Origin of the sequence: Actinomadura sp. 3N407 (assembly GCF_052245875.1) — a bacterium.
Taxonomy (GTDB): Bacteria; Actinomycetota; Actinomycetes; order Streptosporangiales; family Streptosporangiaceae; genus Spirillospora.
This window is the reverse complement of record NZ_JBQQBP010000045.1, coordinates 1-14,559: the sequence shown is the minus strand read 5'-3', so window position 1 is coordinate 14,559 and position 14,559 is coordinate 1. Positions and strand designations below refer to the sequence as shown.

4 protein-coding genes are annotated in these 14,559 nt (G+C 65.6%); all 4 read left to right on the top strand.

Translation table 11 applies throughout. The features are described from left to right. Nucleotides 1-179 precede the first annotated feature (179 nt). Genes ACTWPP_RS44450 through ACTWPP_RS44435 form a run of 4 tightly spaced genes read left to right on the top strand, consistent with a single transcriptional unit; the run spans nt 180 to nt 14,471 of the window. Nucleotides 180-602: a hypothetical protein gene (locus ACTWPP_RS44450; protein WP_443110523.1), complete on the top strand. Its 423-nt coding sequence runs from the start codon at nt 180-182 to the stop codon at nt 600-602. Then, on the top strand, nt 599-6,124 hold the full coding sequence (locus tag ACTWPP_RS44445; protein ID WP_443110522.1) for a class I SAM-dependent DNA methyltransferase: 5,526 nt from the start codon (nt 599-601) through the stop codon (nt 6,122-6,124). Before ACTWPP_RS44450 ends, ACTWPP_RS44445 begins: the two co-directional genes overlap by 4 nt. Beyond that, on the top strand, nt 6,121-12,846 hold the full coding sequence (locus tag ACTWPP_RS44440; RefSeq protein ID WP_443110521.1) for a DEAD/DEAH box helicase: 6,726 nt from the start codon (nt 6,121-6,123) through the stop codon (nt 12,844-12,846). Before ACTWPP_RS44445 ends, ACTWPP_RS44440 begins: the two co-directional genes overlap by 4 nt. Further along, complete coding sequence (locus ACTWPP_RS44435) at nt 12,843-14,471, top strand: UvrD-helicase domain-containing protein (RefSeq protein WP_443110520.1); 1,629 nt, start codon at nt 12,843-12,845, stop codon at nt 14,469-14,471. The genes ACTWPP_RS44440 and ACTWPP_RS44435 overlap by 4 nt, the downstream gene beginning before the upstream one ends. The last annotated feature ends 88 nt before the right edge of the window (nt 14,472-14,559 follow it).

Below are 14,559 nucleotides of genomic sequence, written 5' to 3'. Positions count from 1 at the left end.
CGCCAACGACGGGCTACCGCCGGTGGTGTTCGAGCAGCAGATCACCGAGAAGAGGAGGGCCACAACAGCCCACTACGCCGGGGCCAAGGTGGCATAACCAGTCTCCACACTTTCAGGGGATTGACACCACCTACCTCGTTCAGGGCATCCACTCCAACGCCCTGGGGAAGCCCACCATCGTGAAGTGGCTCGCCGTCTCCGGCCTGCCCGATCACCCACATGTCGAGCCGCTCACCACGGCCCTGCTGGAGCGTTTCGGTGTCGGCCCCGCCATGCCCGGACGCGCCACGCCCCAAGATCTGCCCGGACTTAGCGCCCTGGTGCCTGATGCCGTCGAGGCGGCTCAGCGACACCTGACCGATGTCGCAGACGAGTACCGCAGGCGGATCTCCACGACCCTCGCCCCGTATCGCGAGCGGATCGATCGCTGGCAGCAGGATGCCCTGTTCGCCAGCGCCCGACCGGACAGAAAAGCCATCGACGAGACCGCCGATCGGCGACGCCGTCTCGTCGAGTCCCTGGAGACGGTCGGCAAGCCAATGCTGCGTCTGCTGGCCGTGTTGGAACCTCATGCGGCCGCCGAGGAAGGCACTGCGCGATGAGCACCGACTTCGACTCCTTCACCAACCGAGGCGAGTACCTGTCCGCGCACTACTTCGCCGAACAACTCGGCACCGACCTCAAGAAGGGCCTGCTCGCTACCTGGGCCATGCGCGAGGGGGACGACCACGACCCCCGTAAGACACCGCGCGAGCGGCTGCGCGCCCTGCGCACCACCTACCTCGCTGATGAACTGCGCGGCTACTTCGTCAAGACGACCGAGAGCGACTCCGGGGACGAGGCACGGCTCACCACCTACAACGACCCCGAATGGACCAAACGCCTGGCCGAATGGCACCAGATGGTGATGCACGCCCTCGGCTACGAGTCGTCCCCCGCAGAACTCACCGTCCACCGAGCCGGACGCGACCACACCCTGCCAGTTGCCTACCACGGCCACGGGATCATCGCCCTCGACTGCGGCTGGGCCACCGACAACGACGCAGCCCTCGACGCTGACGGTCCCGGACGGCTGCTCACGCCCCTGCGCGTCAGCGCGAGCGAAAGCTACGAGACCGGGGCAGCCCTGGCCTCCTGGCTCTTCCAGAGCGAACTCGGCGAGGCGAACGGCCCGCACCCTCGCTTCGTCCTCCTGCTGTGCGGTGGCGTGATCCTGCTCGCAGACCGCCAGTCCTGGAACGAGGGCCGCTACCTCGCGGCCAACCTCGATGCGGCCCTGGTGCGTAACGACCGCACTCAGCACGGGGAACTCGCCACCATTGCGGCCCTGTTCAGCCTGGACATGCTCCGCCCTGGCGAGAACGACCAGAGCCGCGCGATCGACGGCCTACTCAAGTCCTCCGGCGACAACGCCACCGGAGTCTCCAGCGAGCTGCGCTACGGCCTGCGACGCTCGGTCGAGATCATCGCCAACGAAGTCCTGGCTCGGATGGCCGAACCGAAGAACGACGTCACCCCGAGCGACATCGCCAGCCTCAAGCTGCCCTTCGCCCGGGAACTCACTCGCGAGTCCCTCCGCTATCTCTACCGCGTCCTCTTCCTGCTGTACGCGGAGGCCCGCCCCGAACTCGGGATCCTTCCCGCCGACGATGGCTCCTATGAGGCCGGCTACTCCATGGCACGCCTCCGCGAACTGGTCGCACGCGACGAGCAACTCGTCGACGAGGAAGCCAGGAACGGCTTCCACCTCTTCCAGTCTCTGGACGTCCTGTTCAACAAGGTCAACTTCGGTCACCGCCCCTACGGCACCGAACCCGACGACGACCAGCCCGGCGACGACAACGAAACCCGCAAGGCCAAGGCCGCCCGACGCAGCGAGGATCGTGGCCTGCGCTTCGAGCCTCTACGCAGTGAACTCTTCGAACCCGCCGCCATCCGCCTCATCGGCACCGGAGTCCCCGATCCCGCAAGCGATGAGGACACCAACCCACGCTGGCTCGACCTCCGCCTGCGAAACGCAGCCCTCCACGAGGTACTACGCCTGCTCACGATGAAGAAGGGCAAGCGCGGTGAACGCGGCGGGTTCATCTCGTACCGCAACCTCGGCATCAACCAGCTCGGCGCCGTCTACGAGGGACTGATGTCCTACACCGGCATCATCGCCGAAGAGGAACTCTGCGAGGTCGCCAAGGGCGGTGACCCGGAGGAAGGGTCCTGGCTCATCCCCTCCCGCACGATGGACCAGTACCCCGACACGACCCTCGTCCAGTACGGAGAGGACGATGCCCGCAAAGGCCTGCGCGGCGTCAAGAAATACGAGAAGGGCTCCTTCGTCTACCGTCTCGCCGGCCGTGAGCGTGAGACCTCCGCCTCGTACTACACCCCCGAGTCACTGACCAAGGTCACCGTCGAACTCGCGCTGAGGCACCGCCTCGACCAGGAGCGCGACGACGACGGCAATGTCATCAAGACGCGGGCGTCGGAGCTGCTCAAGTACAAGATCTGCGAGCCGGCGCTCGGTTCTGGGGCCTTCCTGAATGAGGCGATCAACCAGATCGCAGAGGAGTACCTGCGCCGTCGCCAGGACGAACTTGGCGTCACTATCCCCGCCGCAGACGCGATCACTGAGAAGCAGAAAGTCAAGGCGTACATCGCCCTGCACAACGCCTACGGGGTAGACCTCAACGCGACCGGAGTCGAGCTGGCCGAAGTGTCACTGTGGCTCAACACCATGCACCCAGGGATGCGCGCACCCTGGTTCGGACTTCACTTGCGCCGAGGCAACTCACTGATCGGCGCACGACGCGCCGTGTACGCCGGGGCGGATGTAGCTTCGCCGGACAAGGCATGGCTCAAGGCAAAGGATACTCTGGCCCCGAACCCCCTGTCCTTTCTCAGGGACGGCGAGCCGCAGTCTCTTCCCAACGACGCAGTTCACCAGTTCCTGTTGCCGAGCCCCGGATGGGCGGCGGTCACAGGCTCAAAGGAAGCCAAGGAGCTGTCCAACAAAGGCGTGGAGCAGCTCGCTGCCTGGAAAAAAGGCATCCTACAACGCCCCAAACGCAGCACCGCACATCTCAACAAGGACGGCACTCCCAAGCTCGATCGCAAGACCGGGAAGCCAAGGCAGGAAACAAAGACCCAGTTCACCCGCCTACGGGATGCTGCCCGACGAGTCGAATTCCTGTGGTCGGCAGTTGCCAAACGTATGGAACTGTCCGAGAGGGAGATCGCAAGACGCGTCGACGTCTGGAAAGTTGACCCAACCGATCCGGAGTACGCTTTTCTCCAGCAACCCGAACAGGCGGTACCGAAAGAGAAGGTTTTGGAAGACCTCTTCAATGCCGTAGACACTCCATACTGGCGACTGAAAAAGGTCATGGACGCCTGGTGTGCATTGTGGTTCTGGCCGACCGACAAGGCCGGATTGCTGGACGGGACCGATGCCGAGTACTCGGCGCCCAACGAGGTAAGCGATCCCAGCGAGCTCAGCGAGATCTTGGGGGGCATCCCACTGACAGGGGGTGAGCTTGAACCCGACGCACTGCCAGGTCAGGCGAAAGCTCGCGAGCCAACTGCTCCCTCCAGAGTTGAGCTGCGCTCAGTTGAGGTGATGGCGCTGTTCGCCATAGGCCCCGAACAGACCTCTCTCAGTGATCTCGAATTGCCCAGCGACGAGTCACCTATCTTTGAAACAAAACAAATCGGTTCCACGGCAAAGAAGTCCGCACCAAAATCGAAGACTCCCAAGCTCCGCCCGCGCATCCCACTCAAAGATCTTGATGACTGGTTGGACTTCCTGGAGGCAATGCTCGGCACAGCCAACGAGTTCGAAGGAACCCTCCTCGACAGCTTCACCAGCCTGGAAGAGCTCAAGGAGTTTGAACAGGCAATACCTCACTTCATGCACATGGATCCTGGAGATCCCGAGCAGCGTTTCCCCTGGCTACGCACGGCCCACGATATCGCGAACGAGCAGGGCTTCCTGCACTGGGAACTGGAGTTCGCCCTTGTGTTCGCACAGGGTGGAGGCTTCGATCTCCAGGTGGGGAATCCGCCCTGGGTACGTCCCCGTTGGAACGAGTCAGCGGTGCTGGCGGAGCACGAACCGTGGTTCGAACTGGAGAGCATGGCATCGACCGCGGACAAGGATCAGCGACGCCAGACGGTTCTCGGGAAGGAGAAGGCCCGACGGTACGTGCTTGACGAACTGACTAACACCAGTGCCCAGGTAGCAGTTTTTAGTGCGCCACAGATGTATCCGCTACTGGCGGGGACTCAGCCGGATTTGTACCGAGCGTTCATGTTACAGGTATGGGCGCACATGTCCGCGGAGGGGACCGCCGGGATGGTCCATCCGGATACGCACTTCACCGGAGACAAGGAAGGAAAGCTTCGGGAAGCGACCTATCGGAGGCTGCGGGTCCATGGGGACTTCGTCAACTCCGGGCAGCGATTCTTCCCCCGGCCAGTCGGCGACACTGCCCACTTTGGGGTACATATCTACGGGCAGCAAGGCGAGATCTCATTCGATCACCTCTCCTGGCTTGTCTCTTCAGACGCGTTGCGGTATTCCGCGCAACACAACGGCGAAGGCGAGGTACCAGGGATCAGGTACCGCAACGGGGAGTTCGACGAGCGTCCTCACCGGGCTCGTGTTGTGCACGTGGACACGCGGCAACTCGCGGTCTGGCAACGACTATTGGACGAGGCCGGTCAACCTGTTGAACAGGCTCGGCTACTGTTTCCGGTCAGCACGGCGGAAGCATTGGCGATTGAGGCGCTGGCGGTGTACCCGGTGCGACTCGGAGCCCTGTCTCCGCGGCTGACGCGTGGGTACGACGAGAGCGGAGCCAAGAAGGCCAACCTGATCGACCACAACCGCCCCGACCCCACGACCGGTCTGGAGGACCAGCCTAACCATTGGCGTCGTGTAATCCTCAAGGGCACCCAATTGAGTGTCGCCACACCAGTGTTCAAGCGTTACAACGCCAACAGCAACGATCCATACGGTGCCGACCTTGTAGCCCTCCCGCCTGACTTCGTGCCAGACACTGCCTATGTACGAGTGCCGGAACGAAATCGCGAGTTCCTCAACCAGCAGGAGAGGTGGATCGACTATCAGGTTCTCGCGCGCCTGAGGGCGAGCGACAAAGCGGTTGCCCGAGCGCGCCAGCAGATTGCGCATGCCGACCACATCCCCGAAGAGCAGGTGACACCGGACCAGATCGACGCCGCACTGGTGCGGCGAGCCCAGCGCCGGTACGCCATGTTTTATCGACTTGCCTGGCGTCGACAGATCGCACCGAACACAGAAAGAGCCCTCTACGGAGCCCTTATCCCACGAGGCGCGGCTCACGTTAACGCCGTCAACAGCCTCGCGATGCCCCAGCTTCGCCACACTGCCTTGGTGGCCGGCTTCTGGGCCTCGTTGCCCTTGGACTACTTCCTGCGCGTCAGTGGACGGAGCGACCTCCACCCCGCGAGCGCCAAGGCGACCCCAGCCCCTGCACTCAGCCATCCCCTGGCACGCGCCCTTCTCCTCCGCACCCTTCGCCTCAACTGCCTCACCACCGCCTACGCCGATCTTTGGACTGACCTCTACGATCCCAGGTGGCCTGACCAGGAACCCTGGGCCTGCGACTGGCCTGGACTCCAGCCCTTGAACGAGGTGACCCGGGACTGGCGTCCCGAAACCCCTTTGCGCACCGAACGTGCACGCCGGTCGGCACTGGTCGAGATTGACGCCCTGGTGGCCGTGTGGCTCGGTATGGACGCCGATGCGCTCATCGCGGCATACCGTGGCCGGTTCCCCGTACTGCAGAAGTACGAGGCTGTGACCTGGTTCGACGCCGACGGTTGGAAGATCGCAGGGAGCGCGCGGACAATCGGACAGCGGCAGACGAAAGAGTCGTGGAACCAGTTCGAGCCGTACCGAACGGCTGTGGAGTCCGGCAGGGATCCTGATCAGGCGCCCGTGCCCCAGGGCTACCGTGCTCCCTTCTACCCGGCCAGGCGCGAGGACGAGCTGCGCGAGGCGCACGGACACTTCAGGGAGCGGCTGGACGGGGCGGTTGCTCGCGGGGAGTGGGATCCGGTCCGGCAGGAGGTGCCGAAGTCGTGAGGCCGACGCTGGAGGCGCGCGGGCTCAAGGAGAGCCTGCTGCAGTACCTGTCGACGACGTATGCGTTGACGGATGAGGGTGCGCGCGAGGCGCTGCATCGGTTCCTGGGTGATGAGACCTCGGGCATGTTCCGGGGGCCCTACCTGCGGATCCGCACGCCCTTCACCCTGGCCGACGACGAATGGCGCGAGCATCTCGAGTGGCGGCGCGATGGGTGGGCGCCGTACGCCCACCAGGCCGCCGCATTCGCCCGGCTGACCTCCGCGCACGGGCACACGCCACAGCCAACGCTCATCACCACCGGTACGGGTTCGGGCAAGACGGAGTCGTTCCTGTATCCAGTGCTGGACCACTGCCGCAGGGAGCGGGAGGCGGGCAAGGCAGGGATCAAGGCGGTGTTCCTCTACCCGATGAACGCCCTCGCGACGGACCAGGCCCAGCGGATCAACGACCTGCTCACCCAGCATGAGGCGGAACTCGGCAAGCTGTGGGCCGGCTTGTACATCGGGGACCGGGCGGCGATCCGGTACGAGAAGGTGCGTACGTGGCGTTCGGACATGCAGTTGTCGCCACCCGACATCCTGCTGACGAACTTCAAGATGCTGGATCTGCTGCTGCAGCGCGAGGCCGATGCTCCGCTGTGGCGGGACGCCGACATCCGTTACGTGGTGGTCGATGAGTTCCACACCTACGACGGTGCTCAGGGCACAGACGTGGCGATGCTGCTGCGGCGGCTCGCCGCCGCGGTGGGGGTGTCGGAGAAGGGGCGTCCGCTGGGACAAATGTGTCCGGTCGCGACGTCGGCGACACTCGCTTCGGGGACGGACAAGGACGGTGTGGCTCGCCTTCTTGAGGTGGCGACCGATGTCTTCGGGACCGAGTTCACGGCGGACTCGATCGTCGGGGAGAACCGGCTGCCGGTGGAGGAGTTCATTCCACTGACGGAGTTGACGATGCAGGGGCTGCCCACCCCTGATGAGCTGCTCGCGCTGCCCGACCCGGCTGACGGCGATGAGGCACTGCTGGACCTCATCGAGGCGGTGACCGGCGTGCGCAACCTGGATCAGGTCGTCCTTGGCGGCAATCTCCAGCGGCATCTGTTCACTCGGGCGGTGATGCAGGCGCTGGATGGTGAGGTGAAGACCAGCGCCGAGGTCTTGGACATCATGTGGCGGTCCGGGGCGGCCGGTTGGGCAGAGTCCGTGGCCCGGCAGCCGGAGAAGGCCGCCGAGGCATTGGCGCGTTTTGTCGCGCTGCTGTCGTATGCGCGCCATCCGGATTCGCCTCCGGGTGAGCTGTGGCCTTTTGTGCATGTCGAGGTGCATCAGTGGGCGCGGTCGGTGTCGCGGTTGCTGCGGGGTGTGCTGCCGTGGCCCAGGGCAGAGTTCCGGTGGGATGCGGCGGGTGCGGCGGATGCGAGCGCGGCGGAGAGCGGCCGGAATGCTCCGGTGACGACGGCGACGTCGGTGCAAAGCGCGAACCTGTTCTTGCCGGCGATTTACTGCCGTGATTGCGGGCGCTCGGGCTGGGCGGTGTTCTCCCCGGAGAGCGACGACCACGACATCCAGTTCGACACGTTCATGATTCGTCGTTCTTCTCTGGGACAGGACAAGGTCCGGGTACGGAACCTGATCGCGGCGACCGACCTGGAAGCGCAGGAAGGATCAGGGGCGGCGGCGCTTCCGTCGGGCGGTCGGGGCGCTAAGGGAACGCTGGCGTCGCATGGGGCGGGCGGGCTGCTGATGGTGTTGGACGGGGCGCGTAAGCGGTTGCGGCTGCCCGATCCTGCCAACGACTACGACAAGGACACCGGCGAGCCCCGGCTCTCGGCCCGTGACTCGGCGTTCGTCCTGGTCAACTTCGGGGAGACCGCGAACACTGCAGCGTGGGAGGACTGGTGCCCGGCGTGCGGGGAGCGCAATGCGATCCGATACCTGGGGACCGGGGCGGCCGCGATGGCGGCGGCGTCCATCACTCAGTTGTTCACGGGCGGTGAGCTCGACGTCGAGTTCGACGAGGATAAGACTCTGATGTTCAACGACTCGGTGCAGGATGCCGCGCACCGGGCCGGGTTCGTCGCCAACCGCTCGTACACCTTCTCCCTGCGCGCTCTTCTGGCCAAGCACCTGCGATCCGACGCGCCGACAGCGCTCAACGATCTGATCGCCGATGTGGTCGAGGCCACGACGGACAAGGACACGCTTGCCGCGGTCGTACCACCTGATCTGCATGGATTCCGAGGGGTTGAGCTTCTGCTGTCAGGGCGGGGACGCGGCGGGAGCCGACCGACCTGGCAGATGATCGGGCAGCGACTGGCGTTCGAGACGTTGATGGAGTTCGGTTTCCGGTCCCGTAACGGCCGCACTTTGGAACTGACCCGCACGGCCGCCGCGCAGGTGCGGATCGCGGACACCGATGCGGTGGTGACGCTCGCCAGGCAGGCCCACGAGGAATGCACCGACGGCAAGGTGCCGCTCGTCGAGCAGGATGACGCGCGCTATTTGGGCCTTGTGCGCATCTTCCTGGAACGGCTCCGTACTAGGGGCGCGGTCGCCCACAAGTGGCTGGACAAGTACGTCGACGAAGCGGGCACAAGCCGCTACTACATATGGGGGAAGCGGGCGCCGGGCATGCGGCCCTTTCCCAATCGGGTCGCCGCCCCCATGTTCCTGCTCAGCCCGACCAAGACCGACAGTGAGTTCGATTTCGTCGCGGGGCGCCTGTCCTGGTGCGAGCGATGGGCTGGAAAGTGCCTGGAGTTGCCGCGGGAGCTGGCTCCGGAGTTCTGGCATCGGCTACTGCCCGAGCTGGTGGCGCTCGGGCTGTTGTCGGTGCGTACGCCGCGAGATACCTCCGTGCGGATCTACGGGCTCAAGCCCGGGCACATCGAGGCGCAGCTACTGGATGACGAGCAGGTGCGCCATGCCTATGTGCGCTGCCCGGTGTGCTTCTGGGAGCAGACAGTTAACCCGTCCCTGCTCGACCAGTGGCGGGACCAGCCCTGCCCAGCATATCGCTGCCGCAGTGGCCGCCTGGTGGCCGGGGACCGGCCCGCGCGGCTGGGCGTGCACCATCGTGATCGCGATTACAACAAGGACTACTACCGGCGGTTGTATCGCGAGGCGGGCACGTATCAGGTGGTGACCGCCGAGCACACCAGCATGCTCGACCGCCCGCAGCGGGAGAAGGTGGAGAGGGCGTTCAAGCGGCGTGGGGGCTTCAAGGATCCCAATGTGCTGTCGTGCACGCCGACGTTGGAGATGGGCATCGACATCGGCCGGCTGTCCGCGGTGGTGCTGGCCGCGTTGCCGCGCCGCGCCGCCTCCTACGTGCAGCAGGTCGGCCGAGCAGGGCGCCGCACGGGAAACGCGTTCTTGTTGACGATCCCCGACCGGCGCCGCCGTGACCTCTACTTCTTGGAGCGCCCCAAGGACCTGATCGCCGGCACGATCGTGCCCCCGGGTTGTCATCTGTCGGCCATCGAGATCCTACGCCGCCAGTACTTGGCGCACCTGCTGGACCTGGCCGCCGCAGGACGGCTCGTGCGTGCGGACGGCATCGTGCTGCGTGCGCTGCCGTCCAAGGCACCCGACCTGTTCGGCCCATCTGGCTACCTGGTGGACCTGGTCGAGGTCGCTCTGGCCCAAGGCGCTGAGTTGGCGGAGGGGTTCCTCGAGTTGTTCCCCACCGGCGTCAACGAGCAGGCCAAGTCCGACCTGCGCGCTTACGCGACACACGATCTGCGCGGCAGGATCGAGGAGGCCGAACGGGAATGGTTCCGCGGTCGGCAGGCACTGAAGGACCGGCTGCGGGAAATCCACGACGCGCACGACGAGCTGCACGACTCCGACCCGGATCAGGCCCGCCAGAAGGCAGAGCTGGACGCCGAACAGCGAGGCGTCGGAAGGCGCCTGATGGTCCTGGGCGACACACCCGCCCAAGAGGCCCTGTGCGATCTGGGCCTCCTGCCCAACTATGCGCTGATCGACTCCACCACCACACTGTCGGCCACGCTGATAGGCGAAGATGGCGTTAACGCGGAGACGGGGAAGGTGCGTTTCACCTCCACTACCAAGGCCTATGAACGACCGCGTCGCCTCGCCCTTGAAGAACTCGCCCCGGGCAACACCTTCTACGTCAACGGGTACAAGCACCAGATCAGCGGCTTGGAGCTCACCACCGGTGGCCGGCAAGAGTGGCGCACCTGGCGAGTGTGCCCGGGCTGCGGCTACGTGCGTACCGAGAACGCCGCCGCCGACCGCTCGCCGTGTCCGCGCTGCAAGACCGGCCACATCGCCGACGACGGCTCATGTTTGTTCCAGGTGGTGGAGCCGACCACCGTCACTTCCCGCGACAACCGGGACGATGCCCAGATCCGCGACGACAAGGACGACCGAGAGCGTCGCACATATACGGTCGTGGACGCGGTCGACATCCCGTTGTCGGACATCGAGCCCGGCTCCTGGCGGCACAAACGTCAGACCTTCGGCGTCGACTATTGCCGCAGCGCCGTGATCCGCCGGATCAACGTCGGCCCTGTCCGCTACGACTCCCCGAGCCGGGACGACTTCGCCGGTCACCGGGTGCGCCTGAACCCCTTCCACGTGTGCACGGCCTGCGGCGCGGCCAGCGCCGATGGGCGGCCTGTCTTCGACCACGATACCGACGCGCTCGATTCCCTGGCGGCCCGCAATCCACGGCTCAAGCACCATCGCCCGTGGTGCCCGTTGCGCCGCGGGAAGAAGGACGGGGTGCGTCAGGAGCCGGTGCTGCTCGCCCATCGGCTGGAGACCGAAGCCCTGCGGGTGCTGCTCCCCGCCGCCACCGCCGATGTCGACGCCAAGGTGCACTCTTTCCGGGCCGCTCTGCGTTTGGGTGTCGATCTTCACTTCGGCGGAGATCCGCAGCACCTGGACACCACCGTCGCCTCCATGCCGGACAGTGAGAGCGGAGAGCGCCGCTGGTTCCTCGTGCTGTTCGACTCCCTACCTGGCGGGACCGGCTACCTGGACCGGCTCACCGACCCGTCCGCGTTCCGCGATGCGCTCGCTGCCGCCTACGAGGAACTCAAGGCCTGCCCGTGTGCCGAGGAACAGCGCAGGGCCTGCCACCGCTGCCTGCACCGCTATACCCCCGAGCACGTTCAGGACATCGTTTCACGCCAAGCGGCGCTGAACATGATCGAGACGTTGCTGTTCAAGATGGACGGCACGGACGGGTGGGAGACCAGCGAGGTTGACCACACTGGCCTGGTCGGGCTGGACGCCCAGATCGAATCCGACCTGGAGGCCCGTTTCCTGGCCGCGCTGCGGGAGTGGGTCAAGACAAATAATGACGCTGCCCTGGAAGAAGACGGGCATGCCAGTGGACATCTCCGCTTTACCGCGGGATCCGGTGTCACGCACTGGCGGCTGACCGCCCAGCAGGTACTGCACGGCACCCGGACCGATTTTACCTTCACCCGTGTTGACGGCCCTGCGCAGAGCGTCAAGGTCTACCTCGAAGGCTTCCGCTTCCACGCCAGCCGTGAACACAACCGGATGGCCGACGACGCTGCGCAGCGCACCCGGCTACGCGCCGACGGCGAGATCGTCTTCCAGGTCACCTGGGCGGACATCGACCTGTTCGAACAGCACACCGAGCGGGCCGAGCCCGTCTGGCCGCCGTACCAGGGCACCGCCCAGGAACAGGCAAAAGCGGCCTACGAGCAGTACGGCGGGCAACGTGCCCACCTCGCGCCGACCGTGTTCGCCAACCCGATCGACAGCCTGATCGCCTACCTGCGGGATCCAGATGCCGACCTCTGGGCTCGCCGGGCCCAGGCGCTGGTCACCGGCCTGGCAGCCCACCCCGATACCACCCCTGTCGCCTCGACCAGCAGCCGAAGCGAGCTTGTGGCGGCCCTTCGCAGCCAACTCGCCGCCCTCGGCGCAGGCAGCCGCGACGCCGGATCCATCGGGCCCGACGGCGCAGGAACCGGGCCCGTTCACGTTTTCCGTACGAAGGACGACAGCGGGCTGCCGATCCTGTTCGTCCTAGACGCCGCCGACCCCGAGGCGTTGAAATGGACGGCGCTCGCCGTTCTCGACGACTCCGAGACCGTACTGGACACCGACGAGCACAAGAAACGCTGGCGGTCCTGGCTGTACTGGACCAACCTCACGCAGTTTCTATCCCTGGCCGGTGGTGACGGCGTCCAACTCGCAACCAGCCGCGCCGCCGACTTCGAGGTCGAGGTCCTCGCCGTATGCGGCGGACTCGGCGAACTCGACTCCCTCAACGGCACCCCCGGGGCGCCCCTGCCTGTCGGCAAACCCATCGCGCCCTCCCCCAGGGCGACCCCGGTAGCGGGCGCCACACTCGGTCAAGCGTCCCGGGACGCGGCCTGGGATGAGGACATTCTCATCATCCTGCGCGAGGAGCCCGAGGAGGAGCCGGACCTGCTCCAGCTCGCTGAACGGCTCGCCGACCACGGAAAACAGGCCCCGATCTTCGGCTACGAACTCGGCGACAGCCACTGGCAGGCCGACCTCGCGTGGGACGGCTCCGACCTGAAGATCGCCGTCGTCTCCCCGCCACAAGGTACCGACGATCACGAAGCCGAACGCCGCGACATCGCCTACGCCGAAGACGGCTGGACGGTGCGCACCGCCACCCAATGGCTCGACCACCTCGACGAACTGCTCGACCGGCTTCCCGACACGGAAGGCCCCACCCGATGACCGCCCGGCTTAGCCTGTACCGCAAAGCCGAACAAGAGCTCTATAGGCTCGACCGCTCGGTCAAGGCCCAGTTCTACGACTTCTGCCACAATTTCCGCAACGACCCTGGTCTGCCAGGGCTCAAGAAGAAGAAGCTCAAGGGCGACTCTCGTATCTGGTCCGCGCGCATCAACCAGTCCTACCGGGCCCTGCTCACCCCGACCGGTATTGACCCGGATGGAACCGAAAGCTGGCTGGTCATCGCCGTTCGCCACCGCAGAGAGGTCTACGAAGAACTTCAGGTCGCCGTCAACCGCGTCACGGGAGAAATTGAGTTCGTCGACCTCTCGGTTGTCGGCGACAGCGCCCTGCGCCGTGCCGGCATTACCCTCACCCCCACCGAGCCGGTAGCGGAAGACGAACCCACCCGTTCGGCGGGGTCCAACCACCTCCCCGAATCCGAGCCGGAAACCGAAGCCCCGGCGCTGCTCGCCGCCTATGACGCCGAGCAACTCCGCAGCCTCGGCGTCGCCGACCAGCTGATCGACTTGGCCCTTACCGTCACCGACAGCGCCGAGCTCGACCAGCTCGTAGAAGGCGCCCCCCTGCTGTCCAAGGACATCCTGTACGGCCTCGCCGCCGGCATGGACATCGACGAGGTCCGGCGCGAAATCACCACCCCGGTCGAACTCGATCAGCAACCTAACCTCGACGACTTCGCAATGGCCTTGTCCCGCACGAAGGTCACCACCGTCGACGACTCCGTACGCGCCATCATCGAAGAGGGTGACTTCCGCGCCTGGAAGGTCTATCTTCACCCCACCCAGGAACGCATCGTCCACCGCCACTACAACGGCCCTGCCCGCATCTCCGGCGGCCCCGGTACCGGCAAGACCATCGTCGCCTTGCATCGAGTCAAGCACCTCGCAGAGCAACTGCCACCCGGCAATGACAAGCCGATCCTGCTCACCACCTTCACAAAGAACCTCACCACCGACCTGCGTCTGCGCCTCGCATCCCTCGTCGACAACGAGCTCCTCGCCCGCGTCGATATCGCCCACATCGACCAGCTGGCCGCTCGTGTCCTGGGAGAGAACACCGTCCCCGGACGCGGCAAGCAACGCATCTACGACCAGGTGGCGCTGAATGAGATGCGCCAACTCCTGGCCGAGCTCGACGACCACCGATGGGATGCAGAGTTCCTCCTGGAAGAATGGGAACAGGTCATCCTCGGTCAGGCCGTCCCCACCCGGTCGGCCTATTTCCAGACTCGCCGCGCCGGACGGGGCCGAGCACTCACCCGCCCCGAGCGCAACCACGTCTGGAAACTCATCGAACAGTTCACCGCACGCCTCGACAAACTCGGCGTTGAAACCTGGGGCCAAGCCGCAGAGCGCGCCGCACGCTTCGAGATCGAACGCGCGGCGAAGATCGAGGCCCGCCGCCAAGCTCAGGAAGGCGGCGACGGCGAGGGCCCCACCCCGAGCGATGACAGTTCCGGCCTGCGCTACCTCGGCTACCGCTACCGACACATCGTGGTCGACGAGGCCCAGGATCTGCGCCCCGCGCACTGGAAGATGCTGCGCGCCATGGCAGACCCCGACCAGCTGAGGTGCCCCGGATCTTCCGGACAGGGCCCCAACTAGAGTTGGGGAGAGAACCGGAAAGGAAGGCCGTTGGCACGACAGAGGCGGCATTTCACCCAGGAGCACAAGGACGAGATCGTCCGCATGG